The sequence below is a fragment of the Streptomyces sp. RKAG293 genome (assembly GCF_023701745.1).
Classification (GTDB): domain Bacteria; phylum Actinomycetota; class Actinomycetes; order Streptomycetales; family Streptomycetaceae; genus Actinacidiphila.
Map to the genome: position 1 here is coordinate 7504148 of NZ_JAJOZB010000001.1, position 26430 is coordinate 7530577.

The 26430-nt window shown below is 68.7% G+C and carries 27 protein-coding genes, 1 tRNA gene and 1 pseudogene; 18 read left to right on the forward strand and 11 right to left on the reverse strand.

Annotated elements, in window-relative coordinates; genetic code table 11:
* Window positions 1-141 precede the first annotated feature (141 nt).
* Entirely contained in the window at window positions 142-2151 is a 2010-nt protein-coding gene (locus tag LNW72_RS33315) for an AAA family ATPase (protein WP_250980413.1), read from the reverse strand.
* A 349-nt stretch (window positions 2152-2500) separates the two neighbouring features.
* Here LNW72_RS33315 and LNW72_RS33320 point away from each other — a divergent pair, with 349 nt between their 5' ends.
* A complete protein-coding gene (locus LNW72_RS33320) occupies window positions 2501-2794 on the forward strand; it encodes a hypothetical protein (protein ID WP_250978758.1) in 294 nt (97 codons plus the stop codon).
* Here the strand turns inward: LNW72_RS33320 and LNW72_RS33325 are convergent.
* The 3 genes from LNW72_RS33325 to LNW72_RS33335 are packed head-to-tail and all read right to left on the reverse strand — an operon-like array spanning window position 2775 to window position 4227.
* The gene (locus tag LNW72_RS33325; RefSeq protein WP_250978759.1) at window positions 2775-3332 is read right to left on the reverse strand and encodes a TIGR03086 family metal-binding protein; all 558 of its coding nucleotides are present in this window, start codon (window positions 3330-3332) and stop codon (window positions 2775-2777) included. The genes LNW72_RS33320 and LNW72_RS33325 overlap by 20 nt on opposite strands.
* 2 nt (window positions 3333-3334) lie before the next feature.
* On the reverse strand, window positions 3335-3868 hold the full coding sequence (locus tag LNW72_RS33330; RefSeq protein WP_250978760.1) for an SRPBCC family protein: 534 nt from the start codon (window positions 3866-3868) through the stop codon (window positions 3335-3337).
* On the reverse strand, window positions 3865-4227 hold the full coding sequence (locus tag LNW72_RS33335) for a metalloregulator ArsR/SmtB family transcription factor (protein WP_250978761.1): 363 nt from the start codon (window positions 4225-4227) through the stop codon (window positions 3865-3867). The genes LNW72_RS33330 and LNW72_RS33335 overlap by 4 nt, the downstream gene beginning before the upstream one ends.
* Window positions 4228-4461: 234 nt before the next feature.
* Between LNW72_RS33335 and LNW72_RS33340 the strand changes: the two genes are divergently transcribed.
* Together LNW72_RS33340 and LNW72_RS33345 are read left to right on the forward strand one after the other, a co-directional pair.
* A complete protein-coding gene (locus LNW72_RS33340; RefSeq protein WP_250978762.1) occupies window positions 4462-5148 on the forward strand; it encodes an alpha/beta hydrolase in 687 nt (228 codons plus the stop codon).
* A 527-nt stretch (window positions 5149-5675) separates the two neighbouring features.
* Window positions 5676-6503: a hypothetical protein gene (locus LNW72_RS33345; protein ID WP_250978763.1), complete on the forward strand. Its 828-nt coding sequence runs from the start codon at window positions 5676-5678 to the stop codon at window positions 6501-6503.
* Here LNW72_RS33345 and LNW72_RS33350 read toward each other — a convergent pair.
* Window positions 6487-6918, reverse strand: a complete 432-nt coding sequence (locus LNW72_RS33350) for a hypothetical protein (protein WP_250978764.1) — start codon at window positions 6916-6918, stop codon at window positions 6487-6489. The genes LNW72_RS33345 and LNW72_RS33350 overlap by 17 nt on opposite strands.
* A gap of 10 nt (window positions 6919-6928) precedes the next feature.
* Here LNW72_RS33350 and LNW72_RS33355 point away from each other — a divergent pair, with 10 nt between their 5' ends.
* The 7 genes from LNW72_RS33355 (at window position 6929) to LNW72_RS33385 (ending at window position 14994) form a co-directional block, all read left to right on the forward strand.
* Window positions 6929-7828 (forward strand): helix-turn-helix transcriptional regulator, encoded by a 900-nt coding sequence (locus LNW72_RS33355; RefSeq protein ID WP_250978765.1) that lies wholly within the window; start codon window positions 6929-6931, stop codon window positions 7826-7828.
* Window positions 7829-7985: 157 nt separating this feature from the next.
* Entirely contained in the window at window positions 7986-8957 is a 972-nt protein-coding gene (locus tag LNW72_RS33360) for a hypothetical protein (protein WP_250978766.1), read from the forward strand.
* A 99-nt stretch (window positions 8958-9056) separates the two neighbouring features.
* Entirely contained in the window at window positions 9057-9956 is a 900-nt protein-coding gene (locus LNW72_RS33365; protein ID WP_250978767.1) for an MBL fold metallo-hydrolase, read from the forward strand.
* Between the two features lie 111 nt (window positions 9957-10067).
* On the forward strand, window positions 10068-11558 hold the full coding sequence (locus tag LNW72_RS33370; RefSeq protein WP_250978768.1) for a carboxylesterase/lipase family protein: 1491 nt from the start codon (window positions 10068-10070) through the stop codon (window positions 11556-11558).
* A gap of 300 nt (window positions 11559-11858) precedes the next feature.
* Window positions 11859-12692, forward strand: coding sequence for an alpha/beta fold hydrolase (locus LNW72_RS33375; RefSeq protein ID WP_250978769.1), 834 nt, complete (start codon window positions 11859-11861; stop codon window positions 12690-12692).
* A gap of 22 nt (window positions 12693-12714) precedes the next feature.
* Window positions 12715-13317, forward strand: a complete 603-nt coding sequence (locus LNW72_RS33380; RefSeq protein ID WP_250980414.1) for a TetR/AcrR family transcriptional regulator — start codon at window positions 12715-12717, stop codon at window positions 13315-13317.
* Window positions 13318-13752: 435 nt separating this feature from the next.
* Entirely contained in the window at window positions 13753-14994 is a 1242-nt protein-coding gene (locus LNW72_RS33385) for a low temperature requirement protein A (RefSeq protein WP_250978770.1), read from the forward strand.
* A 132-nt stretch (window positions 14995-15126) separates the two neighbouring features.
* On the opposite strand, the gene LNW72_RS33390 is transcribed toward LNW72_RS33385, so the two are convergent.
* The gene (locus tag LNW72_RS33390; protein WP_250978771.1) at window positions 15127-15495 is read right to left on the reverse strand and encodes an ankyrin repeat domain-containing protein; all 369 of its coding nucleotides are present in this window, start codon (window positions 15493-15495) and stop codon (window positions 15127-15129) included.
* A 268-nt stretch (window positions 15496-15763) separates the two neighbouring features.
* Window positions 15764-15934 (reverse strand): hypothetical protein, encoded by a 171-nt coding sequence (locus LNW72_RS33395; protein ID WP_250978772.1) that lies wholly within the window; start codon window positions 15932-15934, stop codon window positions 15764-15766.
* 77 nt (window positions 15935-16011) lie between these two features.
* Between LNW72_RS33395 and LNW72_RS41775 the strand changes: the two genes are divergently transcribed.
* From LNW72_RS41775 to LNW72_RS33430, 7 genes are all read left to right on the forward strand, one after another.
* The gene (locus LNW72_RS41775; RefSeq protein WP_308402066.1) at window positions 16012-16509 is read left to right on the forward strand and encodes a M15 family metallopeptidase; all 498 of its coding nucleotides are present in this window, start codon (window positions 16012-16014) and stop codon (window positions 16507-16509) included.
* Between the two features lie 1074 nt (window positions 16510-17583).
* A complete protein-coding gene (locus tag LNW72_RS33405) occupies window positions 17584-18045 on the forward strand; it encodes a hypothetical protein (RefSeq protein ID WP_250978773.1) in 462 nt (153 codons plus the stop codon).
* A gap of 62 nt (window positions 18046-18107) precedes the next feature.
* Window positions 18108-18881, forward strand: a complete 774-nt coding sequence (locus LNW72_RS33410; protein ID WP_308402067.1) for a tetratricopeptide repeat protein — start codon at window positions 18108-18110, stop codon at window positions 18879-18881.
* 212 nt (window positions 18882-19093) lie between these two features.
* Window positions 19094-19168 (forward strand) — tRNA-Trp (locus LNW72_RS33415).
* Window positions 19169-19378: 210 nt separating this feature from the next.
* Entirely contained in the window at window positions 19379-19906 is a 528-nt protein-coding gene (locus LNW72_RS33420) for an SMI1/KNR4 family protein (protein ID WP_250978775.1), read from the forward strand.
* Window positions 19907-20418: 512 nt separating this feature from the next.
* Entirely contained in the window at window positions 20419-21681 is a 1263-nt protein-coding gene (locus LNW72_RS33425; protein WP_250978776.1) for a PQQ-binding-like beta-propeller repeat protein, read from the forward strand.
* A 29-nt stretch (window positions 21682-21710) separates the two neighbouring features.
* Complete coding sequence (locus LNW72_RS33430; protein WP_250978777.1) at window positions 21711-22229, forward strand: hypothetical protein; 519 nt, start codon at window positions 21711-21713, stop codon at window positions 22227-22229.
* A 254-nt stretch (window positions 22230-22483) separates the two neighbouring features.
* Here the strand turns inward: LNW72_RS33430 and LNW72_RS42185 are convergent.
* From LNW72_RS42185 to LNW72_RS33440, 3 genes and pseudogenes are all read right to left on the reverse strand, one after another.
* Window positions 22484-22591 (reverse strand): annotated as a pseudogene (locus LNW72_RS42185) (IS5/IS1182 family transposase); the annotation flags it as partial.
* Between the two features lie 73 nt (window positions 22592-22664).
* Complete coding sequence (locus LNW72_RS33435; RefSeq protein ID WP_250978778.1) at window positions 22665-23354, reverse strand: TMEM175 family protein; 690 nt, start codon at window positions 23352-23354, stop codon at window positions 22665-22667.
* A gap of 32 nt (window positions 23355-23386) precedes the next feature.
* Entirely contained in the window at window positions 23387-24589 is a 1203-nt protein-coding gene (locus tag LNW72_RS33440) for an alpha/beta fold hydrolase (protein WP_250978779.1), read from the reverse strand.
* Window positions 24590-24702: 113 nt separating this feature from the next.
* Between LNW72_RS33440 and LNW72_RS33445 the strand changes: the two genes are divergently transcribed.
* A complete protein-coding gene (locus LNW72_RS33445; protein WP_250978780.1) occupies window positions 24703-25314 on the forward strand; it encodes a TetR-like C-terminal domain-containing protein in 612 nt (203 codons plus the stop codon).
* Between the two features lie 117 nt (window positions 25315-25431).
* On the opposite strand, the gene LNW72_RS33450 is transcribed toward LNW72_RS33445, so the two are convergent.
* The gene (locus LNW72_RS33450; protein WP_250978781.1) at window positions 25432-26388 is read right to left on the reverse strand and encodes a hypothetical protein; all 957 of its coding nucleotides are present in this window, start codon (window positions 26386-26388) and stop codon (window positions 25432-25434) included.
* Window positions 26389-26430 lie beyond the last annotated feature (42 nt).

Consider the following 26430-nt stretch of genomic DNA (forward strand, 5'->3'; position numbering starts at 1 on the left):
CCGGCGCGGTCGGGACTCAGCCCCAAGCGCAGCCAACACCTTGCAGGGCAGCGGCCTTGCCCCTCTGCCGACAGTGACGCCGAAGGGGTAGGCGCCGGCGTGCTCCACGAAGGGCGCGGCCCGCACACGCGGCCCGCCGTGCTATCGGGGGCCCTGCAGCTCCTTCTCCCACAGGGCCTCGCAGAGCAGGTCAAGACCCTGGCGCAGGTGGCGCCGGTAGGTGCCGTACGGAAGGCCCAGGCGCCGGGCGGCGGCTTCCTGGGTGGGCGCACCGGAGAAGTAGCCCGCCGTCAGGGCCTGGCAGGCCCGGACGCCGCGCGGGTCTCCCGCGAGGTCGTCGACGGCTTGGCGCAGCAGGGCGCGCAACTCGCCGGCCGGGTCCGCGAGGTCGGCCGCGAGCCTGGAGCGGGTCAGCGCGCAGGCGGCGAAGGCGGCGGTGTCGCGCAAGTGCGACATGGCCTCCCGCACGGCCTGGTCGAACGCGCTGCGCGAGAAGCCCGACGGCCCGGACGGGGCCGGCACCTCGGTCGCCGAGATGAGGTGCCGGAGCCACGCCTCGACCGGCACCTGCCGCCAGTCGTTGCAGAACAGCCCGTAGGTGTGCTCGCCGACCCGCGGCCGGACACCCGTGTCGTGCATGACGCCCTTGAGGCGCTCGGCCCAGACCTCGGCGTCCTGGTAGATGACGATGCCGTGCGCGCGGCCGCGGGCGCGGGCCGCTTCGCCCTGGGATCTGGAGTTGCTCAAGTCGATGACGCGCGAGGGTATCTGGTAGCGCTCCGGGTAGATCGTGAAACGGGTCATGGCGATGTGCTCGCCGGGCCGCACCGGCGCGGTGGCCTCGGTGTACTCCCAGGCAGCCGCGACGACGGGATCGGTGGCGAGGTCCTGGGGGTCGGGCGGGGCCGGCAGGACGAGCCGGCCAGTGAACGCCACGATCTCGCCCGTGGTCACCGACCGGTAGACGCCGAATCCCCGCGGCTGCCGCTCCAGCCAGTAGCGCACCAGGTCCGCGGAGGCGCGGCCCTCGGTCTCCTCGGCCATGCGCAGCACGACCTCGATGTCGTCCGGCTGCAGGGCGCGCTCGTGCACTTCCTCCTCGCGGGTCCAGTTGCCGCGCCGCGCCCGGCTGCCCATCTCGCGGAAGAGGTAGAAGAGTTCGTCGGGGACGACGCTGATCCGTTCCTCGGTGCCCTCGCGCAGCAGGCGCAGGTACTCCTCCGCCAGTCGCCGGCGCATCGTCAGGAAGGCGTTGGGGGCGCGCCAGCGCAGGTCGGCGGCCAGGGTCTCGCGCGCGGCGTCGTGCGGGTAGAGCCCACGGGCGGTGGACTCCACGAACGGCAGGTCCCGCAGCCAGTCGAACAGCAGGTGGACGTTCTCCTCGGACTCCTGAGACTCCATGGACAGGACCGCGGTGAGGAGCTCCTCGGACGTCGAGTGCGCCTGCGCCACCACCTCCAGGGCGCGCCGGTGGGCCGCCGTCGGCACCTTGCCGATCAGCCCCGCCAGCAGGGTGCGCAGGACGTCGGCGGACGGCGACCACATCTCCTCGCCGCTCCAGCCCGCCGATCCCACGGCCGCAGCGAGGGACAGGGCCAGCGGATTGCCTCCGGCGAAGCGGAGCATCATCTCCCGCAGCTCTGGCCGGATCCGCGCCGCGGCCAGCAGGCTCCGGGCCTCTTCATCGGAGAACGGACCCAGTTCGGCGACATGCAGGATCTGGGCCCAGGCGGGATCGGCGGTCCACTCCGGCTGCGGCGGTATCCGGCCCGCCAGGACCACCAGGGCGTCGTCCGCGGCGCGGGGCAGGAAGCGCTGCCACAGCCAGGTCTCCAGCCACTGGCAGTGCTCGAAGGAGTCGACGAAGAGCACCGTGCCGGGCACATCCAGGAACTGGGCGGCCGCCCGTTCGAAGTCGGCCGGGTCCCGGCTGACGAACCGGCCGTCCAGTTCGAGCAGCGGCCGCCCCTCCGCACGGGCCCGGTCCTCCAGCGAACGCAGCAGCGTCGACTTCCCGATGCCGCCCGGCCCGTACAGGTAGAACACCAACGGTGCCTGCGGATCACCGGCCAGGGCCGCCCCGAATCTGCGGAGCTCCTCCTCCCGGCCGACGAAGGCCCGCTCCCGGGCCCTGTTCAACTGCTCTCCCATGGACGCCACGTCTGCTCCTCTCCCCATGTTCCAACCCCGTTGACCCGGACCGGAGTCGCCCGCCCCGAGTCCCACGGCGAGGTGCGCCGACAGGGGCGGGGCGTGACGGTTCGGCTCTCTCCAGCCGTCCCCGTCGCAGGCGCAGCGGACCGGGGCCGTCCCACGCCACCCGCCGCCCCCGATTGAAGCATCAGGCGCCGCATTCTCCGAACCGGAGAAGCGGAGAACCGCAGGTCGCGCCGGCAGGGCCCTCGCCCGTCCGGGCGGCCGGGTCCGGATGCGCCTGCCTGCGCGAAGATGAGTCCTGCGCAGGCAGGCTGAGCAGGCCACCCGCATCACCCTGTATCTGTTGGCTCAGCGAATCGAGCAGCTGACCGGGCAGGGCCTTGACCTGGCGGCGGGGCTGCTGCTCCTGGTCGAGGCCCTGGACCTGGACGGCTACCAGGCCTTCCATGCCGCCTGCGTCGACCTGGTCCGGCGCCTCGGCCGCCTCAGCCGCACGACGGCGGCGGCGCAAGCGCACGACGGGTGGCGGAACACACTGACGCCGACGCCGCGCGGGCGTACGTGCACCGCACCGGCGATGCCCTGCGCTGGCCCCGCCGATGGTGTCTTCCGGCTCGTCAGGGCTTGCGGCCGATGAAGGCGAGCAAGCGAGTGCGGACATCGGCTCCCTCTGGCACCTCTACCCGCGGCCCGTACTGCCCGCTCGCTCGGAGCACATCGTCGAGCGGCAGCATCCCTTCGAGCAACTGGGCGCATTTGGCGGGATCGAGGTGTTCGTCCTGGCCGGTGGCCCGGGCCAGGTCCCAGGTGTGCATGAAGACATCAGAGGTGTAGAACTGGTCGACCGCCTGGGCCAGTGGGATCTCTCCGATGTGCGGGTTCGACAGCAGCTTGTGTGCGGTGGCTGGATCGTCGAGGAGGGCTTGCACTCCATCGCGGTGGATCGCCCAGGCGGCCACCGGGTCGTCGTCCACCGAGGGCCCTTTCGGCAGTTCGACTCCGGCGCCGGCTTTCAGGAAGGCGGGGAACCACTCGACGAGGTGACGGACGACGTCCCTTGCAGCCCACCCCTCGCACGGCGCCGGGTTGTCCCACGCCTCGGGATCCGTGCCGCGTACGCGGTCGGTGAATACGCGTGCCACGGTCCGGTGCTCATCGGCTGCTGTTCTCGTCATGATCAAGATCCCGTCTCGGTGTCTGGGCCGACGCCGTTGCTCGGTCGGCCGCCGAGCAGCTCGTCAAGTCGCTCGTGGCCTTCGCGGACGCCGTGATCCATGCCGCTCTTGAGCATCGAATCGCGGGCTTCGATGGAGTCCATGAGCGATTTGCCGGTGACCAGGGTGCGGCCACCGAGGTCCTCGAAGACGGCCGTCTCCAGGCTGACGCCGTCCGGGAAGCCCTCGTAGGTGAAGGTCTGCACGATGCGTTCGTTGGGGCGCACCTCGTGGAACACACCGTGGAAGCCGTACTCGGTTCCGTCGTCGGCGCGATGCACATAGCGATAGGAGCCACCGCTGCGCGCGTCGTACTGGTCGATCCGCATCGTGAGCCGACGAGGGCCGAGCCACTGGACGACCAGATCGGGGTCGGTGTACGCCCGGAACACACGATCCGGCGGCGCGTCGAACTCTCGGATGATCAGGATGGTGGGCAGATCCGGATCGGCCACGATCCGCGTCTCGTTGCCGTGGTGCGTTTCGGTGGTGCTCATGATGCCTCCTCTTTCGTCGGGGTGCCCGTCGCCGGTTGCTCGCCCATCTGTTCAAGAAGGGCGTCGAGACGGCGGAAACGGTCCTCCGCCTCGCGCCGATAGCGCTCGATCCACTTCGTCATCAGGTCGAAGACCTTTGTCTCGAGGTGGCAGGGCCGCCGCTGGGCGTCTCTGCTGCGACTGACCAGACCTGCGTCCTCCAGAACCTTGATGTGCTTGGACACGGCCTGCACCGTGACGTCGTACGGCTCGGCCAGTTCGTTGACCGTGGCGTCCCCGGCGGCGAGCCGGGCCACGATGTCGCGCCGGGTGGGGTCGGCCAGTGCGGAGAACACCAGCGACAGCCGGTCGTCGGTCACCTAGCACCTCTTGTACTCAACCAATTGGTTAAATAACCATAGGGCCGGAGTCCCGGCTCGTCAACCAATCGGTTGAATAGTGGCGTGCCGTCCGTGCGCGACGAGGGGGGAGGCGGTGGGATTCCCGAAAGGTCCCGGGCTGACGGGGCAGTCGCGGCTATGTGCGAAGAGTAATAGAGTGTATACGCATTGTAGTTTTGCCATTGTGGCTTGGTGTCTGCGAAAGAGGAAATCATGGCCAGCAAGGCGAGCATCGTCTTCGCCCACGGACTCTGGGCCGACGGGTCGTGCTTCACCAAGCTCATCCCCACGCTCCAGGCGGAAGGGCACGAGGTCTTCAGCTCGCAGCACGGCCTCGATTCACTCGAGGGCGACGTCGCGTGTGTGACCCGCGCCATCAACCACGTGCACGGCCCGGTCGTGCTCGTCGGTCACTCCTACGGCGGCACCCTGATCACCAAGGCCGGCATTCACGACCGCGTGGGCGCTCTGGTTTACATCGCCGCGCTCGCCCCCGACGAGGACGAGACCTCGCAGGACCAGCAGGACAAGTTCGCCCGCACGCCCGTCTTCGAGCACATCGACATCGCCGACGGCCGCATCTGGCTCCTCGAGTCGGGCATTGGCGACTTCTGCGGCGATCTGCCGGCAGCCGAGCAGAAACTCGTCCTCTCGACGGGCGCCGTGCCGGTCCCGGACCTGTTCAACCAGCAGGTCCCCGGCACCGCCTGGCGTACGAAGCCGAGTTGGTACATCGTCGCGAACAACGACCGCACCGTGAACCCGGACCTGGAGCGGGCCGCCGCCGAGCGCATCGGCGCGAAGACCTACGCCGTCGACAGCAGCCACGTGCCCATGCTCTCGCACCCCGACGTCGTCCTCGACGTCATCCGCGACGCCGCGAAGACCCTCGAGGCATAGAGCCGGCGCCGAAGCGGCGTGAGGTTCCCCGACCGGCTTCCACGCCGGCTTCTGGTTCGCAGCCGCCTTCGGCATCGTCGCGATCGGACTGACCGCGTTCGTCGGCCCCAGCGCAGCACCAAGCACCGGCGCCGCATCCCGGCCCTTCGACGTTCTCGGTGCGTTCCTCCTGGTCGCAGGTCTTGCCGGCATTCTGCTCGGAACCAGCGAAAGCAGTACGTGGGGCTGGGGCAGCCCGCCAACATGGATCGCCTTCGGTGGGGGAGCGCTCTTGGCGGCCCAGGCCGCGAGTCTGCACAGCCCGGCCGATCTCCGGACCGTCGTTCGCGCGGGCGCCGACGGCGAGCGCGACTGGTCCTGGACACGATGGCTGCCGCACACCCAGGCCCAGGGTGAGGACGCGTACGCCCTCATCGGCTCCACCACCGATTCCCCGGCCCGCCGCATCGGCGAGCTGGGACAGCTCGTCGCCTCCCGGGTGCAGGCAGGGCCGGAGCTGGTACGCGGCGGCGTCAACGGCTACCCCGATGTCCTGGTCGTCCTGGACCAGGCTCGCCGGGCTCGACCAGCTGCCCGACCGTATCTCCTACCCCGGAGCCGCCGCACTGCGCACGGCCGACGGTCCGATGCGCCCGCTGGTGGCGATCGGCGGAGACACCCTGACCGCGCTCGGCCCCGACCTCGCGGACGTCCCCACCTTCGCCATCGCGGGACCACCGCGAACGGGCCGCAGTACCGCGCTGCTCGTCGCGGCGCACTCGCTGCTGGACTCGGGAGCAGGGGTGGTCGTGCTGGCCCCGCGCAGGTCGCCGCTGCGGGAACTCGAAGGCAGTCCCGGGGTCGCGGCGGTCGTGACCGACGCGGAGACCGCCCTCGACACCTTCCGGCAGGTGCTCGGCAACGTCCCCGAGGAGAACGCGGTGATCCTCGTGGACGACGCCGAGCTGTTCATGGGGTCGGAGATCGATCCCGACCTCGCGCTGCTGGCCCGGGGCGGGGCGGGCAACGGCTGGGGGGGGGTCGTCGTGGCGGGCAACGCCGAGTCGATGTCCTTGAGTCCGGCCTGGTTCATGGGCCAGGTGAAGCGGAACCGCACCGGCATGCTGCTGTCCCCGCAGAGCCATGGCCGACGGAGACGTGATCGGCGTCAAGCTGACCCGCGGCGTCGTGGGTCAGGCTCCCCAGCCGGGCCGCGGTCTGCTGCACCTGGGGGACGGATCCCTGATATCCGTCCAGGTACCCGCGGTCGACAGCACTCGCTGAGCCCGGGCGACGCCGAAGGGCGGCCAGTACCTCGCCGGTGCCGGCCGCCCTTCGGCGTCGCTTGTCGAGCCGGTGTCAGCGAACGGCTCTGACGGTCGTGCCCTGGGCGGACACGAAGCGGAACGTGCTGGTGATCGCGTCGAAGAGATCGTACGTCTCGTCCTTCAGCGGCAGGTTGGGGCTGGCGCAGGTGACCACCAGGGAGTCCCGTGGCGCGCCGGGCACGGGCATCATCGTGTGCAGGGTGAGCAGTTTGACGTTGATGTCGGCGGTCAGCGCTGTCTCCTCGGTCCCGGTGATCCGCGCGACCCGGCCCACGTTCGGTACGCCGGCGTAGGCGATGACCCGGTCGGCCGGCGCCGAGCCGTAGGTACCGCGCCCGCCGCCGCGGTCGGCCGACGATGTCGCTGCTGGCTTCCCTGGAACACCGGAAGCCGATGTGCTGCGGCCTGCCCCTGTGGATCCGCACCCCAGCGGGGTGAGGCGCGGCTCGCGGGCGCTGCGCATACTCGGTGTCATGAACAAGCACGGGCAGCTCGCCGAGTTCCTCCAGGCACGCCGGGGCCTTCTGCACCCCGAGGATGCCGGGTTGCAGACCTACGGCGAGCGGCGCCGGGTGCCGGGTTTGCGGCGGGAGGAGTTGGCGATGCTCGCCGGCATCAGCGCGCCCTATTACGCCCGGCTGGAGCAGGGTCAGTCGCGCAACGCCTCGCGCGAGGTGCTCGACGCGATTGCGACTGCCCTGCGCCTGGATGAGACCGAGCGGGCCCACCTGCACGAACTCGCCCGTGCGCCGAAGCGGGGACGAGCCGCGCCCCGTCCCCGTCCCGAGCGCGTCCCCCCGGCCACCAGCGCGTTGCTGTTGGCTCTCGCGGGCACACCCGCACTCGTCATGGGCCGCCGTAGTGACGTTCTGGCCTGGAACCCGCAGGGGCACGCGTTGTTTGCCGGTCATGTCGACCCGGACAGCCCCGCTGAACCGGGTCGTCGGCCGAACATGGCGAAGCTGGTATTCCTCGACGCGCACACCCGGGAGCTGTATGCCGATTGGCCCGCCAAGGCCAGGGCCGTGGTCGGCAACCTGCGCCTGACGGCCGGCCGGTATCCGCAGGACTCCTTGCTGGCCGGACTCGTCGGCGAACTGTCCATGCGCAGCCCGGAGTTCGCGGCCATGTGGGCCGACCACCGGATCGTCGTCTGCGATGTCGCCGACTACGAGATGCACCACCCCTCAGTCGGGATCCTGACCGTCACCCAGCAGACACTGCAGAGTCCGCAAGGAGACGGGCCGGCCGTGGTGATCGCCACGGCCACGGCAGGGTCCCCTTCCGCAACAGCCCTCAGCCTCCTCGCCCACGCCAGCGGGCCGAGCGAGACAGCCCAGACCCGCACCGGCGCGCGATCCCGCCCCTCCTGACCGGACAAGCCCCGCCTCAAGCCCTGTGAACGGGCGAGCGCGCCCTGAGCGCACGTCACTGGTGCCGCATCCCGACTCGATCTGTCGGGCGCCACCTGCCTGCCGACCCACCCCTGGCTGCGGCATGCCCGCATGCCGGAAAACAGCGAAGGAACCCATGCGCAAGCGCACCACTCTCCTCGCAGCCGCTGCGGCGACGGCCGCAGCGGCCCTCGCCATGACCGTCCCGGCCGGCGCCGTCCCGGCCGCCCCGCAGCCCCTGAGCCACGTGCAGATCGCCAACCACTTCGACCTGGCCGCGGGCCAGATGCCCGAGAACATCGCCCTGCTGCCCGACGGCAGGGCCAACGTGACCTTCGCCGGCAGCCGCCAGGTCGCTCAGATCACCCCCGGGGGCGGCACCCGCATCCTGGCGACCCTGCCCGCACCCGCCGATGGCGGAGTCAGGACCCCCGCCCTCGGATTCCCTCTTACCACCGGCATCGTCCAGGCTCCGGACGGAAGTACGTACGTGCTGTACGCGACCGGCACCGCCGACCTGACGGGCCTGTGGCGGCTGAGTCCCGGCAAGGCGCCGCAGCGCATTGCCGCGCTGCCCGCGAACGGCCTGCCCAACGGTCTGGCCCTCGACCCGCAGAGCAAGCAGCTCTACATCACCGACTCGGTGCTCGGCACCGTGTGGACCGTCCCTCTGTCCGGGGGCCGGCCCACCGCCTGGTCCACCGCGCCCGAGCTCGCCGCGGCCGGCTTCCTCGGAGCCAACGGCGCGAAGGTGCACGACGGCGGGCTGTGGGTGAGCAACCTCGACAAGGGCACCCTGGTGCGCATCCCGATGTGTCACGGAAACCGGGCGGGCGCCCCGCAGGTGAGGGCATCCGGCCTGGCCGGTATCGACGACTTCGCCTTCACCGGTCGCGGCAACGAGGTACTGGCCACCCTCGACGCCCCCAACAAGGTCGTCCTCATCCGGCCGGACGGCACCCACACCACCGTTCTGGACACCGGCGACGGACTGCAGAACCCCACCTCCGTCGCACTGCGCGGCAACGAGGTGTACGTCCTCAACGCCGCCTACACCACGGCCAAGGACCCCAACCTCCTGCTCGCCCGCCTGGAGGGCTACCGCTAGTTCCAAATCGGCTCCGAGCCGTCTGGCACGACTGCACGACTGCACGGCTTCACGACTTCACGACTGCACGTAAAGACCGACAGATACAGGAGCGGCATCATGAGTGACATCACTCTCGGCGACGTCGAGGTGACACGAGTTGAGGAAATGCACGGACCCGTCGGGATGACCCCGGACGTGTTCTTTCCCGATTCGCCGAAGGATCAGTGGGACGCACACCGGTCCGTCATCGTCCCGGACTTCCTCGACGAAGAGACCGATATCTGCAACGTTGCCGTGCAGACCTGGGTGCTGCGCAGCGAAGGCAGGACCATCCTCGTCGACACCGGCGTCGGCAACCACAAGGAACGCCCGTACGTACCGTCCTGGGGACACCTGGAGCTGGACTTCCTCGGCAATCTGGAGCGGGCGGGCGTCCACCCCGACGACGTCGACATCGTCGTCAACACGCACCTGCACGTCGATCACGTCGGCTGGAACACCCGCCTGGAGGGCCAGTCCTGGGTTCCCACGTTCCGCAACGCCTCATATCTGATGCCCAAGGCCGACTTCGAGTTCTGGAACCCGGCCAACAACCCGAAGATCGCCGGCGGGGTCAACCAGAACGTCTTCGAAGACAGCGTCGCCCCGGTGCACGCCGCCGGCCAGGTCACGCTCTGGGAAACGAGCCACACCATCGACGCCAGTCTGCGCCTGCAGGCCGCGCCCGGTCATACCCCGGGATCAAGCGTCGTCATGCTGGCGTCCGGCACCGAGCGCGCGGTCTTCTCGGGCGACCTGCTGCATTCCCCCTTTCAGATCATGCAGCCGGAGCACAACAGCTGCTTCTGCGAGGACCGTCATACCGCGCGCGAGACCCGCCGGGACATCCTCGGCTGGGCCGCGGACGCCAATGCGCTGGTCCTGCCCGCCCACTTCGCCGGGCACGGCGCCCTGGAGGTGGAACGCAGCGGCAGCGCGTTCGGCATCAAGCGGTGGGCCTCGCTCGACCGCCTCTGACCCGCAGGCCACAGGCACGGCCGCAACCCCGGCCGCCACTGCGGGGGCCGGGGTTGCGGGCCGACTCCATCCCATTTCCGGCGCCCACCGGGGCCACGGAGAGGAACCATTGTGAGATACGACGCCGATCCCATCCTCGCCACTGATCAGGGGGCGGTCCGAGGGCTGCGTCAGGACAACACCGTCGCCTTCCTGAACATCCCCTACGCCGCTGCGCCCGTCGGCGCCGGCCGCTTCGCCCCGCCGCAGCCGCACGAACCGTGGGACGGTGTACGGGACGCCACGGTGCCGGGTCCCAACGCCCCGCAGTCCGAACGCACGCTCGGCACGATAGACATGTCCCCCTACTTCGGCGCCGGATGGAGTCGCGGGGAGGACTACCTCACCGTCAACGTCTGCAAGCCCGCCGCGCCAGGCAAAGACCTGCCCGTCATGGTCTTCGTCCACGGTGGCGGGTTCGTCGCCGGATCGACACGGTCCGCGCTGTACGACGGCTCAGCCTTCGCTCGCCACGGCGTCGTACTCGTCACCCTCAACTACCGGCTGGGCATTTCGGGATTCCTCGACCTCCCCGGAGCACCGGCCAACCGCGGCTTGCTCGACGTGGTGGCTGCCTTGCGCTGGGTGCGGGAGAACATCGCCGCCTTCGGTGGTGATGCCCGTAACGTCACCCTCTTCGGCCAGTCGGCGGGCGCCACCATCGTCGGTGGTGTCCTGGCCATGCCTCAGGCCGCCGGCCTCCTGCGCCGGGCGATCGTTCAAAGCGGCAGCGGCACGGGGGCGTTCACCCGGCAGCAGGCCGGCCGCGTCACCCGGGCAGCAGCCCAGGCGCTGGGGGTCGAGCCGCACGCCGATGCCTTCGCGGACATCGCCGACGAGCACCTGGTCGAGGCGGCCGGCCACCTTGCCGGGATCGACCTGCGGACCCCGACCCACTACGACCCCCTGGTCGGGCTCAGTCCCCTCAGCCTGGTCCTGGACCGGCAGCCCGCAACATCCGTCGCCGCAGGCCTGGGAGCAGACGTCGACCTGCTCATCGGAACCACCTCGGAGGAGGGCAACCTCTATCTCGTCCCCACGGGCGCCCACACCACCACAACGGCGGCCGACGTCGACGCCGCGGCGATCCGCTCCCACCCCGAACCGAAGCGGCTCATCGAGGCCTATCGCACAGCACGGCCCGGCGCCTCCTTCGGCGAGCTGCGAGCCGCCATCCTGGGCGATGCCGCGTTCGGCGCGGGCAGCCGGGCCCTGGCCGACGCGCACGCCGCCCACCCCCGGTCCCGCACTTACCGCTACGAGTTCGCGTGGCGCTCCCAGGCCGTGGGAGGAGATCTCGGCGCCGCCCACACGATGGAACTCCCCTTCGTCTTCGACCGCACCCATCTCTCCCTACTGCACGGCCCGTACGGCCTGCTCGGACCGAAGCGGCCTCCCGCGGATCTCGCTTCTCGCGTGCACGGGGCTTGGGTCCGGTTCGCCCGGACCGGCGACCCCGGCTGGGAGGCGTACACCAGCGAGCGCCGGACCACCATGCGCATCGACGACACGTGGAACCAGATCAACGACCCCCGCTGCCAGGAACGACAAGCCTGGAACTGAGGAGGGGCGGCGCGTCCATCCCTCGCCGTCGCTGCTCGCCCGGTCGGCCACCACCCGCAGGTGCCCGGCGAAGCAGCAGCCGAGGCTCCCGCCGAAGCGGACCGCCCCCCGCGAGGCTGAACGTGACTGATCATCTCGAAAGCGGCGGCCGGCCGTCCCACAACGAAGTAGCGAGGCCCGAACCCCCGGTGCGCCGCCGCCTGACCGCAGCGCTCGAGCGGGGCTTGACTCCAAAGCTAAAGCTGATAGCTTTTAGCTAACGCAATTAGCCGCCGATGGGCGGGCCAAATGGAGGTAGTCGTGACCGAGTTCCTGAACGTCGACGGTGGGACCCTCGCGTACGAGGTGAGCGGTGCCGTCGGGCCGCTGGTCGTGGTGGCCCACGGCATGGGCGACAGTCGCGAGGCCTATCGGTTCTTCACCCCCGCCCTGGTCGAAGCCGGCTACCGGGTCGCCGCGGTGGACCTGCGCGGCCACGGTGAGTCCAGCGTGGGATGGGCGTCCTACACCCGCACCGCCCTCGCGGATGACCTGATCGCCCTGGTCAAGCACCTGGGCGGGCCGGCGGTGCTGGTCGGCCACTCCATTGCCGGCGGTGCGGTCACGATAGCCGCGGCAAAGGCCCCGTGGCTCATCACCGCGCTGGTCGAGCTCGCCCCCTTCACCCGCAAGCAGCAGGTCCGCCTCGGTGACCTGCGGGTGGCCGGCTACCGCCGCGGGCTGACCCATCTCATGGGCACCACCATCCTGGGCAGCACCCGGCAATGGGCCAAGTACCTCGACGTGGCCTACCCTGGCTCCAAGCCCGTGGACTTCGACGCGCGTCTGGGGCAGATCACCGCGATGCTTCAGGAGCCCGGCCGGATGAAGGTTTTGCAGGCGATGGGCAAGATCTCCCCCGCCGACGCCGCTGAGCAGTTGGGCAACGTCACCTGCCCGGTGCTCGTCGTGCAGGGCACCTTGGACCCCGACTGGGCCGCGCCGCAGGCCGAGGGCGAGGCGATCGTCGCCGACCTGCCGACCGGTCTGGGCCGGCTGGAGATGATCGAGGGGGCCGGTCACTACCCGCATGTGCAGTTCCCCGAGCAGACTTCGGCCGCGGTCGTGAAGTTCCTGGCCGGTGTCAGTGCCTAGGGCAGGTTTGGACGCGGCCACGATCGTTGCCGCCGGCGCCGCGCTTGCCGACGAGATCGGTTTCACCGAGCTGACCATGGGCCGGCTGGCCGAGCGGGTGGGGGTGCGCGCCCCGTCGCTCTACAAGCACATCGCCAGCCAGGACGACCTCCACCGGCGCATCGCGGCGCTCGCCTTCGACGAGGCCGGCGTCGCGATCGGCACAGCCATCCAGGGCCTCGCCGGGCGCGACGCCCTGGCCGCCGCCGCCGGTGCGCTCCGCGACTTCGTGGTCACCCACCCCGGCCGCTACGCGGCCACCCTGGGCCTGACACCGACCGGTCCCGACGACCCGATCGCGCTCGCCGCCGGACGGGGAATCAGCCCTTTCGCTGCGGTACTGCGGGGGTACGACATCCCTCCGCAGGAGATGACCCACGCGCTGCGGGCGGTGCGCAGCGTCTTTCACGGCTTCGCCCACCTGCAGGCATCCGGCGGATTCCAGTGGTCCGCCGACATCGGCGAGAGCTTCGAGTACCTCATCGACCTCATCGACCGTGGGCTGCGCTCCGCCGTCGCCGACCCCGCCGCGGTCCCCGACCCTGCCGACGCCACGGCCCCTGCCGAGCAGGGCATGGGCCAGTGACATCTTCCATGAACTGCGGACACCGTTCAGCACCATCCGCAGTTGGCTGAAGCAGCCAGGACGGGGTGCTCACCTCTGACCACCCGCGGGCTGCCCTTCACCAACGTCGGCCCCGGTTCGGGCAGCAACGGTTCGATGAGCGTGCACAGTTCATCGCCCACGACCGCGAGGTCGGGGAAGATTCGCGCAGCCATTGGCGATGGCGTGGATCTCGTCTCGGGGTGGCGGCTTCCGTCCCGGCCAGCCGGCCAGCCGGCCAGCCGGGCAGCAGACCGGTCGGTTCGGGCTGAAGGCGGCACTGCTGGGTCGGCTCTCAGGCGGGTGGGGATCCAACTAAATCCCTGGTGAGCGCGCTCCCTTAGTGGCGGCCTGATCAGCCTTCAGAGATCGTCCCCGGGCCGGACAGCGAAGGTGTGCGGAACTATGCTGCGGTCCGTGACTGACCTGGATACTGCGTACGAACCTGACGATGAAAAGGTCGAGCGGCATGCGAGCTGGGCGGAGTTGTTCTTCGACCTGGTGGCGGTGGCGGGCGTGGCAGCCCTGACACATGTGCTCGGGCTCGAACTGGACGCCGCGGGGCTTGGTGTCTACACGCTGCTGTACCTCACGTTCTGGTTGTCGTGGACGACGTTCATGCTGTACAGCAACATCTCGGCCGGGCGGACCAGGGTGGTGCGGCTGATGATCGGGATGATCGGTCTCGGGGTGATGGCCGCGTCCGTGCCGGGAGTGGCGCACACCGTACTCGGGCACGGGAACGACCAGCGCCCGGTGACCGTCTTTGTGGTCGCGTACCTCGCCACGCGTATCTACGGGGCCCACTCCTGGCGCCGGGGCGAAATCCTGCTGGACTTCCCGGTGGTGCAGTACTCGGCAGGACTGCTGCCCTGGTTCATATCGATCTGGATCCAGGAGCGGTGGAAGCCCGCGCTCTGGGCGGTCGGGGTGGTCCTGGACCTGATGCTGATCCTGGCCGTCTCCGGGGACAAGCTCCTTAAGCAGGTCCAGGAGAAATTCACCGCCCGGGCCGCAACCCGCCGTCGGCGGCGCCCCGGTGCTGGTCCCGGCGGGACGGGGCCGGTCATCCAAGGGGTGTCGGTCGATCCGGCTCACCTCTCCGAGCGGCTGGGACTCTTCGTGATCATCGTGCTCGGCGAGTCGGTGGTGCAGGTCGTCGACGCCGCGGCCGGTGCGCCGTACGGCATCGGGCTGTTGGCCACCGGGATCGCCGCATTCGTGTTGCTGGCCGGGATGTTCGGCCTGTCGGTCGTGTTCGGGTACGCCGGGTTGCCGCACCTGCAGGCCGGCCGCATCTCCACTCGCGCCGCCCTTGGTCTGCACTGCCTGGTGACCGGAGTCGTCGCCACTCTGGGCGTGTCGCTCTCATCGGTGGTCGGCCACGGCTCCGATGCGCTGCCCGACTCAGGCCGCTGGCTGCTGTGCGGCGCGATGGCCGCCTACTTCGCCCTCGGGGTGCTCACCGGCGTCGCCAGCCGCAGCTCGGACCCGCAGAGGACGATCTCCCGGGTCATCACCGGCATCGCAGTCCCGCTCCTGCTCGGCCTGCTCGCCACCGACGCCAGCGGCCGGACCCTGGTGGTCTGCCTGGCCCTGGTCGTACTCGCCCACCTCTGGTTCGAACGGCGGTCGGTACCGGTCCAAGGCCAAGTATGACCAGGAGACCTTCGACTGCAGCCCTACGCAACGGGTGCCCCGGACCCGCGAACAGAGGCGTTCGGGGCCTTCCCCGATTTTGCCGTCGCGCCGGTAGTTCGCATCAAGAGTCTGATACGACACGGGGAGACGTCATCGCTTCCGGAACCACTTCAACCGGCGCGATCCTCTCGTACGTGCGATCGTTGCCCGGAGCAGTCGGACCGCCAGGTCATGTCCGTAGTCTTCGGCGAAGGCCAGCGGCGTCAGCCCTTCGGGATCTGGCAGTTCGGGATTGGCCCCGTAGGCCAGAAGGACCGCTGTCGTATGGACCGTGAGGGGAAGACCGCCCTGGGCAGAGGAATCGGCCTCCAGATCGATCGCGTGGAAGAGGAGGGTGATCCCCTCCTGCGCTTCGTCGGGGTCTGCTCCCGCATCGAGCAACCGGGCGAGAGCCTCGACGTCTCGCATTTCAACCGCTTGATGGGCCGGACTCCAGTAGTTCTCTGTCTCGATCACCATGGGATTGAACAGAACGTCGGTCCTCCACTGCAACCAGGTCAGGGCCGGTGCACCGACACTGACAGCATCCCTACGCGCGGCGTATCTGCGGGATGGCATGGCTATCGTCCTGTAGCCCAAGACATCACGCCTGAGCTGCAAGAACGGTTGGGACACCATCGGCCTCCGGAGCCGCTGCATTGTCGCAGTGCAGGTACAGCAGCCACCGCAGCCGACAGTCACCACCCGTAGACGACCGACTGATCAGCCCGGCAACCCGCAGCGACAGTCACACCGGCAGTTCCGAAAGATCTGAGCCCGTGCTCTCCTCGATCTCCCAGCCGCGATAGAGACGTCGCATCAGTCCAGACGTGCGCTCCAGATCGGCAGCGCCCACCTGTCGTAGTAGATCCGGCACATCGCCGTCGGCAAATACCAGCAGACCGGTCTTGGCTCCCAAAGCCCCTCCTCACAGCGCAACCCTCATTCGCGGTCGCACCATATCCACCCCCTCGGACATCGCCGGCAACGCCACCGATGCACCGAGACGGGCAAAAATCATGCCGGTGTCCATACGGCTGCCTCGCGCCTCCTGCGAGTGAGGGCGGGCGGGAAACGTCGGGGAACTCAGGCAGAGCCGAGCAGTCGCGGCACAGGGCGTCAACGTCGTTCGTACAGTGGTGCGCTCCACCTTCACGCCCTGAACCGCGCTCGCTCCACAGAGCGCTGGAGACCGCCGGGCACGTCTCCGGTGCCGCCGCCGACCTCACCATCTGCACCGAGGATGGGTTGGAGGTCGACATGGGCAGCCCCGAAGCCGCCACACCGGAGGAAAGCGACGGGGCCTGTTTTATCGAAGCTGCCGACCTTCCGGCCCAAGCGAAGCAGAACCGGGCCGTGATGATCGAGGCCCTGATCACCGTGGGCTTGGTCAACTATCCGACCGAGTGGCGGCACTGGTCCTATGGGGACCGCTACTGGGCGTTGGCCACAGAAGAACCCGCCGCACTCTACGGCCCGTTGCAACGTATCTGATGCGGCGGCCGAGGCAGCCGGGGCACGTCGTGGGGTCAGCTGATCAGGGTTGGAGCCATAACGAGGTTGTGCTCGATTGTTGTGGCTGTGCAGCCCCGGGCATGTGTCCAGAGTGGGGCGTTGAGAGAGGTCCGGTCTGAGCCTCGGGGCTACTGTGGGACCGCACGCCATGGGCGGATGAGGACAACGCCAGCGTGGCGCATCGGGAGGCGAGTAGCCCCCGACCTGTGGAATCCCCAAACTCGCCGTTCTGGGGGTCGGGTTCGGCGAGGGTGCCTCAAGACATCCGCTCGGATGGAGGCTGGCGGTACCGCATGCTAGAGCCACTTCACTGCGCTGAAACTGGGATTTTCATAAACTCAAGTCGCCACACACAATGGGCACTTGGAGAGATGAGATGGATATGTCACGACGATGGAAGATCGCGATCATCGTGTTGACGGCGGGGATCGCCGCCTTGGTCTTGGTCTTGCTCTACGGGCCTTCCTGGTTCATCGCTTGGGCGGACAACCCGGGCAAGTAGGGCACGTGCACCACAGCGGTGCTGCAGCGAAGTACAGCAACCCTGCCGACCCCGCTGCGCGACCGGCAAGCGCGCAAGCCGTCGACGGGTCGGCCCGGCAGACCTCAGCGACCGTCGCGCCGGTAGTTCGCATCGAGGGGGTCTGATACGAACACTGTCCTGTGGCGAGCGAGGCGTGATTGCTTCCGGATCCATCTCAGCCGGTGCGTCCCGATTGCTCGTGTGGTCGTCGCTTGGGGCAGTCGGGCCGCGAGGTCATGTCTGCGACGGGATCCGGGCATCAGCCATGCACGACAGCCTGGTATGCCGCAGATCATGACGCCGCAGGCGCTCATGCCCGAGCTCGGTGATCCGGGTGCCCTGGGGGAGTGGCCGTCGGTGGTTCGCGCCGGCGACTCGTCCACCGATCCTGCCGACGGGTCCTTCGCCCTATGCCCACTCCGGTGGCATGGGCTGTCTTGGCCGGGACGCGCCGTGGCAACTCTGCGTTGTAGAAGAGGGTGCAGCGTGGCTGGTCGAAGTATTCGGTCTTGGAATCTGGGGAGTGGCTTGTGGCCCACTTGTTGCGGCGGGAACTCCTGCCTGTCGAGGTTGCTTTCAGGGGTTTCGGTTTTCAGGAGTCGGACGACAGCGCGGTGCCTGTTCCGTTCGGAGACGGCTACGAGTGGGGTGTCTTCCTGAGTCAGCACGTGCGCCGGTTCGATCTGTTCAGCGCAGGTCATACCCACACTGCCGCGGTGACGGTCCGTGTCTGGGATGCCGAGCCCGAGCCCGAGAAGACGGACTGGGATGAGCAGGGTGAGGTCGACTTTGAGACAACGACCGGGGACGTCGCGGTGTGGACCATGACCCTTGGCCGTTCGCACCACCTGATCCGCCTGGGTGCGGCGGGCGTCTGGCGGGTCCGTGTCGGGTGTACGGGACGGGCTGAGGTCGAGCGGGTGACGCGGGCGGAGGGTGTGGCCCACGGAGTGGAGCGCTACATGGTGGAGTTCTGGCCGAAGGGTTCCTGAGGCCGGCGGCGGGTGACGACCGGGGCAGCGCTGCTGTGCAGGCAGGTCGTGCCGGGGGTCATGTGCGTGTCGAGCCAGTACGCATCCTGGCCGTACGCACCGCCCGGCACATTCACGAGGTGGGCGACTACGCCGCCGCGTTGGCCCTGGCCACCTTGGCAGGGGATATCTCCCAGAGTATGCACGGCGAGGACCATCCCGATACCTTGGCCGCCCGGCACCAACAGGGCGACGCCTTGCAGCGCTTGGGTCAGCTGCGCGAGGCCGAGCGGCTGTTACGCCATGTACACCGCCGGAGGGCTTTGGTTCTGGGTGACGACGACCCCCGTACGCTGCAGAGTGCGGTGGCTCTCAGCATCCCGCTGTATCTCCTGGGGCAGTACGACGAATGCCTTCTCCGGCTGGATCGGGCCATCGCCGGCCAGCGTCGGATCCTGGGCGACGAACACGTGGAGACGCTGAACAGCCGGGCGCGCATCATGGAGTTCTATATCGACAGCGGTCATCTCGCCCGGTTCAGCGAGCAGGGGCCGGCCACCGTCACCGACTGTGAGAGGCATCTGGGCACCGGCCATCCACTGTCCCTCAAAGGCCGCCTGTCCCTGGCCGAGCGTCTGGCCGCCGCCGGCCAACACCCGGAAGCCCTGCAGCTGCTGCAGGACAACCTCACCGCCGCCGAGCACATCTTCGGCACCCACGACGCGGACCTGGCCCGGGGCCCGCTCCACCATCCCGCAATGAGAGGCACGCCGGCATCGCAGCGCCGCCACCGAACAGGCGACTCCGTCTCGATCGGCATCACCAACGCCAACGGAGCGCGCATCGGCAGGGACTGAAGAGACGGTGTCACTCCCGATCACGGAAGTGACACCTGATGACTGATGCATCGATGGGTAGCCGGGCGGACGCGCCCGGGGGCGAGGACGCGGACTTGGTGGACCAGCGGCTGATCGGCCGGCTGGTCGATCAGGCTCACGCCCGTGGCTTGGATCTGGTGGACGAGGAGGGCGGGCTGCTGCAGCACGATGGTCTAGAATCCCGACCGGGCGAAGTCGTAGCGCAGAGGTCGTCGCGCGCGGTCTCCAAAACCGCGAGGACGCCGGTTCGAATCCGGCCGACTTCGCTCGCCTCGTAGTGATATTGGTTCACCCAGCAAGGGTCCACCGACCTCGCTGTAACGACTCCGTTGATGTAGACGTCGTCCGCCAGCCTCCAGTGAGCAGGGGCCCAGTGGCCCTGCGCGTAGAGGCGTAGCGCGTTGCGAGTTCGCGCATCGCGGCTTGTGACTCTTGGCGAAGCGACCGTTGTCATGGGTGGGAAGTAGCCTGTCGGCGTGCCATCCAACGACGATCGACAGCTTCCCGCCGGGCTTGCCGCTGCCCTTGCGGTTCCCTTCGAATACAACGACGGCGAAGGGATCGACTTCGAGCCCTTTCCGGGCCTCTTGACCGCTGAGGACACCACCGACTGGTTCCGGGCCTGGACCGGCAACCCGGAACTCACTGGCGAGGCCTTCCGCGTCTTCGGCCAGGACGGCTCGGGCGGTTATGCGGCGTTCTGGCTGGTACGCCCTGACCGGCCCCTCGTGGACCAGCCCGTCGTGTTCCTCGGCTCCGAGGGGGAGACCGGCGTCGTGGCCCGCAGCCTGGGCGACTTCCTGTGGCTGCTCGCCGGGGGCTTCGGCCCCTGGGAGGCTGCCACCGACCACGAGCCCGACTGGACTCCGCAGCCCAACGAGGCATTTGTGGCTCTCGCCAAGCGATTCGCTCCGGAACGAGAGCAGTCGGCTGCGGCCGTGATCGAGCAGGCGGCCCAGGAGTTCCCGGATTTCGACGACTCGATGATGAAGCTCTGCCGCTGAGCGAGGTCGAGCCTCGAACCCAGCTGGCGACAGGGATCCCGCACGGACCTCTGGGAGGCACATCTTCGGTTGGACTGCTCAAGTTCGCCAGAGATCCAGGCCGTATCGCCGGTGGTTCGGGTCGAGCGGCCGTGCCACAGCCGTACCCCCGTCAGGGACTCGCGGGGAACGACAGCACGGACCGCCCTCCACCCCAGGTCTGCGAATCGCCTGGTGGGGGTGGTACGGGAACTGCTCGATCAGCAGTCGGGCTTGCGGGTCGTAGGTGGCGCCCAGGATGTAGGGGACGTGGTCGAGGAGCTCGCGCTCCATCGTCGGCATGACGGTCGTCCCAGTGGTTCGACGAGGTCCAGAGTTGAGCTGTGCTGCAAGATGCTGTGATTTTCCGGAAAGAGCACGGAGAGGTGGCTCTGTCTCGTAGCATCCTCGTTGCCGGAACTGTCCATGGATGCGGCCAATGACATCGGGGCAACACCGTATCCTGCGCGCGGGCCGAGAGCGGGGGGACTGCTATGCGGCACTGCAAGCCGAAGAAGCGCACACGAGAAGCGGGATCAAGGCGGTGGGCTTCCGTCGGTGCAGCCGCTCTCATAACGCTCTCCGCGGCCGCCTGTAGTACACCAACGACTGTTCCCAAAGGCACCGCAACGTCATCGGCTCACGCGAGCCAGACGTCCTCGCAGTCGCGGCAGACGCCATCCGCCCCGGCCGGCAATCGCCATGGGACGCCTTGGACCCTGGCCCTGAACACCACTGTTCCCGCCGCCGGCACAGCGGACCCGCCAATCGCCTACGCCGCGGTTCGGGGTGCCACGGTCTATGCGGTCGACTACATCGACAGCCGCGTCTATGCCCTCGATGCTGCCACCGGAGCACAGAGGTGGAGGAGCGCGTCGGTCGCCCTGGACACGGAAGCTGCTGCTCCTGCCGCACTGGACGGCAATACGGTCTACCTGCAAGGACTGACGCAGGTCATAGCGCTGAACGCGGCCGATGGCACGGTCGAGTGGACCGCGTCCGTCGGCCCGCCGCCGCTCACAGCTCCCGTCGCGGCGGACGGAGTGGTGTATGTAGGCGGGGAGCAGTCCGGGCAGGTGTTTGCTCTCGACGGCGCCACCGGGAAGCGCAAATGGCAGTTCAATGACGCCGCATCAGCCGCCGGGCCCGTCACCGCAGCCGATGGCACGTTGTTCCTGCCCGATCAGTCGGGCAAGGTCTATGCGCTCAACGCCGCCACCGGGTCGCAGAAGTGGGTGTTTGACTCTCGTGGCGGTGATACAGCCGAGCCGACCGGTCAGAGCCAGATCGACTCACAGCCGACCGTCGTCGGCGGAGTCGTCTATGCGGCCTCGTATGCGGGAATGGTCTTCGCGATCGACGAAAGCACCGGAAAGCTGAAGTGGTCCTTCCGCACCCCCGGACCGATCGACTCCAATCCTGCCGTCGCGAACGGGACGGTGTTCATCGGGGCCGGGGACAGCAAGGTCTATGCGTTGAACTCCGCCACAGGAAAGCAGGAGTGGACGTTCCAGACAGGCAGTGGGGGTGTCTACTCATCCCCGCTGCCCGTGAACGGTGTGGTGTACGTGGGCAGCAATGACGGCCGCATCTACGCCCTTGATGCCGCCTCCGGCCAACGGAAATGGGCGTTCGCCACCGGAGGCGACATCTACGAGTCCTCGCCGGTCCTCGCCGGTGGTCTGCTCGTCATCGGCAGCCAGGACGGAAAACTCTACGCATTGGACGCCGCCACAGGCACCGCCGCGTCGCGCTGACCTCAATCCGATCCATCGAAGGAGCAGTGGTGAGCGGGAAAGGTGTTGTGACGACGATCGCCGTCATGGGCATGGCCTACTGGATGGCCATGGGCTTGGCCATGATTTTGGCGATGGCCCTGGTGGGCTTCCTGGCGCTCATCGTTGTCCTGTTCGCCGCGGTGATCGCCTGGAAACGCAAGCTCAGAGAAGCAAGACTGTCAGGTGACGATGCCTGGTACACCGATCTGATCGCGGCACCCTCGCTGGCGCTCGTAGCGGCCTTCATCACCGTGTCGAAGGCCAACCCGAACTGGCAGTGGATCAACGACCACCAGACGATCGCGTCCTCGGACAACCCCGGCGTGCTTTTCTGGCTGATGCCTCTCGCCTTCATACTGTTCGTCTTCGCCCTATACGGCACGTTCGTCGCCCTGGCAACCCCGCGATCCTCCACCGGCGCGTGGATCCGATTCTCCTCCTACAGCGGCTTCCTCTTCTATGCCGTCTATTTCAGCATCGGAGCAGTGCTGGCAGCTCACAACATGGAGAATCCCGTTCAGCCATGAGAGCCGGAGCAATGGTCAAGGGGTGTGCATGGGCCCTCCGACTTGGCGAGCAATGGTCAAGAGGTGCGGTTGGGGCTCTCCGGCTCGGCTTCGGTGATCTCGACTGCCGCACGCCGGGCCTCTTCGCGCATTTCGTCGGCATGCCCGCAGGCAGTGGTTCGACGAGGTCCAGGGGCCGGCTGTGGTGGTCAGTTGCCCCGCTGATCGAGTTCAGTGCGGAGTCGCGGACCTTGGTCACGGAGCGTCTTCCAGCCTCAGGCTGACGTGGCGAGGTGCAGGGCCAGGATTGCCTGGACGATGCCGGTGATGCCGGTGATGCGGGTGGTGCTGCAGCGGAGTTTGCGGAGAAGTCGCCAGGTCCGCCGTGAACTCGGCGGGACAGTGTGCTCACTGCCCATTGCTGCATTCCGATTGCGGTCGCCTGGGCGGTGGGAGCTATCCGGTGGTGAGGGGCGGTGGAGTGGGGTGGGGCCGGGTTTTGGCGAGGTAGGGGCGCAGGAAGGGAGTGAGGGCCTGGGCTATGGCGCCGGAGAGGAACCAGAGGAGTTGGACCCATGGAGTCCACCAGGCGAGGAGGAGCGTCAGGCCCCAGTAGGCGGTGACCAGCCAGGAGATGGCGCTGTCGAGCCGTTGGGCCGGTTCCTGGGCGGGTGAGGAGAGGACGCCGTGGCGGTTCGCCTGGCTCTGGATGCCCGAGCGGCAGAGCATGAGGAGGAGGACGACCAGGCCGAAGAGCAGGGCGGCCAGCGGGTTGTCCGGGTAGTGGCCCATGATCGTGGTGGCGAACGGCAGGAAGCCGGTCAGCAGCAGCAGGGGGAAGTGGAGCATCATCATCGGGCCGGGGACGTGGCTGATCCGGTCGAGCATGGTGTGGTGCTGGCGCCAGATGATCCACAGGACGAGGAAGGCCAGCAGGTAGGAGTAGAAGGAGCCCGCCTCGTGGACGAGGAAGTGCCACAGGTGGGCGGCGGCCTGGGACTTGGAGTTGCCGTCGGTGGTGTCGAAATCCTTTCCCTCGGGGCGGGGGATCTCGATGACCAGCAGGGTCATGGCGATGGCGAAGACCGCGTCGGTGAAGAATCCGAGCCGTTCTGGCGTTTGTCCTGGTCGTGCTGCGTGGTCCATGTCGTGGTGTCCCCCGTGGTCGGCGCTGTCGGTCAGTTGGCGGACAGGGTGGTGTCGAGCCAGTCGAAGGTGATCTGCTGGAAGCGGGACATCGCTCCCATGTGGCAGTGCTCGCCGGCGCCTTCGGCCTCGGGGAGGGTGATGAGGGTGTACGGGCAGGTCAGGGCGGCCGCGACGCGCTGGGGCTGGCCGCGGAAGAACTGGTCGTTCTCGGCGTCCAGGATGAGGGTGGGGCAGTCGATGAGGTGGGCGACGCCGTCGAGCGTGTAGTCGGTCGTGCGGCGGATGTAGTCCGCCACCGAGGTGGCGCCGAAGGTCCACACCCCGTTGCGCAGCGCCCAGCGGGCCTGGGTGCTGCTCGCCATGAGCAGGCCGGCCACGGGGTTGGCGAGGTCGTCGCGCCCGGTCTCGACCCACTCGCGCAGGAAGGGGGGCATGATCTGGGTGTTGGCGTCGTGGTAGCTGTAGAGGCCGTCGTCCAGGACCAGGGCGGCCAGGCGGTGTTCGTGGGCGGCGGCGCGGGCGGTGAGGTAGCCGCCGAGGCTGTAGCCCATCAGGACGATCCGGTCGGGAGCGATCTCGGGGCGGGTCAGGGCGTAGTCGACCACCGGGGTCACCACGGCCTCCCAGTCGGGGCGGAAGACCAGTGCCTGTTGGCGCAGTGCCGCGCCCTGGCCGGGGCCGTCGTAGGCCAGCACGTTGTAACCGCGGCGCAGCGCGGCCGCGGCGACGACGAAGTAGATCTCCTCCAGGGTGGAGTCGAAGCCGCTGGTGAAGATGACGGTGGGGCGGGGGGTGCCCGAGTCGTCGACGAGGAAGAGGTAGCCGGGCAGGCTGGTGTCCTGGTAGGGGATGCGCACGGCCTCGACGGGGTTGTCCATGAGGGCGGCGGCTTGGGCGAAGGTCTCGCGGGAGAGGCCTGACAGGAGCTTGACCTCGGGGTCGTTGGCGGGGTCGTCGCGGCGGTAGAACTCGGCGGTGCGGTAGTAGTTCGAGGCGCGCAGCAGGGCCTCGCGGGCACTGACCCGGTTCCCGGCCGCCAGGGCGCTGCTGCCGATGGCATGGACGCGCTGCGCGGTGTTCTTCCACTCCCGCAGCCAGGCATCCTCGTCGCCCTCGGCGATGTTGCGGGCGGTGGCCAGGATCTCGCCCAGGTCGGAGCCGCCGTCGTTGGCGAAGCCCGCCGCCCGCAGCGTCTCGAAGGAGAACGACTCGTCGTCGAACAGGAACTTCATGGTGCACTCCCGGAACCTTGGCGAGACGGAACGGATGCGTCTCGGCTATGGGAGAGACATTAGCGGGCGCACAGTCGAGACGCAACCGTTCCGTCTCGTGATAGTTTCGGAGCATGTCGAGCCCACCCGCACCGCAGAACCCCGAACGCAGGCTCCCTGGTGGACCGGTTCTCCAGGACTCGGTGACCGAGGCGATCGCGGCCGCCTTCTTCGAGGAACTGGCCCAGGTCGGTTACGCCAAGCTCTCCCTGGAGGCTGTCGCCAGGCGCGCCGGAGCGGGCAAGGCCGCCATCTACCGGCGCTGGCCGTCCAAACTGGCGATGACCATCGCCCTGATCTCGCAGGTCGTGTCGAGCGCGGTCGGGATCAGCGACAGTGGCACCCTGCGCGGGGACGTACTCGCGTTCGTCACCGACGCCGCCGCGGCGCTGCGCCACCGGCTCCCCGCGAGGATCGCCCCCGACCTGCTCGCGGAGAGCACCCGTAACCCCGAACTGGCACAGGCCCTCCTCGCCGCGGTGCGCGATCCCCGCCGGGCCAGGGCGGTCGGCATGCTGGAACGGGCCATCGAGCGCGGCGAGTTGCCCGCCGACGTCGATCGCGAGCTCGCACTGGACCTGCTGGCCGGCCCGCTCTACTGGCGGCTGGCGGTGGTGCACGCGCCGACCGCGCCCGACTACCTGGACAGGCTGACCGACAAGATCCTTGCCGCCATCATCGCCTGAGGGCTGTCCCGTAAGTGATCTTCGGTTGGTTGCGGGCGTGGCCGGTGGCCGGTGGCCGAAGCACCCCGTAGAAAGCTGATTCCGGGATGAGACATCGGGAGAGAACGACCCTTTGGCCTACTGGTGCGGGGGCGGGTCGGGCGGGGCGGCGATCTGCCCGGTCGCCGTCAGTGCCAGACGAGAGAACAGGGTTCCTGAGAAACCGAAGAGCAGGGCGGTCGCCATGGCGACCGGCTGATCGGGCGAGTTCCACGAGCTGTCCAGGAAGACCGTGCCGAGGACACTGAGCCGGGGGTCGGCCAGCATCCTGACCAGAAGCAGACCGCCGGTGGCGGCCAGCGCCCCGCCGACGGGCGCGAGGACCAGGACACCCCAGGACGAGTGCCGCTGTGAGCGCAGCACACCGATGACGGGGGAGAGGAAGCCGCCGAGCGCACCGAAGAGCATGGTGGTCGTGTGTCCCAGCACCAGACCGACCAGCAGCAGCGCACCGAGGCCCGTCATCGCCAGCCACAGGGCGATGCGTTGCTGTTCGTACTCGAGTTCCGCCTCGCTGTCCTCGCGCTGGTGCAGAAGTTCGTTGACGGCCAGCAGGAGAGCCTCGGCCTGCGGAGAGTCCGTTGGGTGTGCCGCGAGTTGGGCGGCGAGATCGGTGTCTCCCGCACGCTGGGAGTCGAGCAGGACCAGGCGCGTGAACTGAAGTGAGGAGGCGCGTTCCGCAGGCGTCTCCAGCCGGAGGAGCCGTCGTTCAGCGCTGTGCAGGACCCGCCAGGCCGCCGCCAGTTTGGAAAGCGGAATCGCGACCACCCAGGAGCTTCGGGCCAGCCTCCAGACCACCGCCCTTCCCAGTTCCAGATCGTCCAGTCGGCTGCTCAGGGCCGCCAGCGACGCGGACCTCTCGGGGTCTCCGGCCGCCGTGCCGGCCAGAACGGAGGCTCGGGCGCGGCAGTCCCGTATACGCGCTTCGAGGAGTCGATAGCGCGGAGCCGCGATCAGCCCCCTGCTCGTGATGTACACAATCGTCAGATAGCAGACGCAGACCAGCGCCAGCATCCAGCGGTCATCGCGGATCATGGCACTCCCCACGCTGTCGCCCCCGTTCGCCCGCCGTCAGGC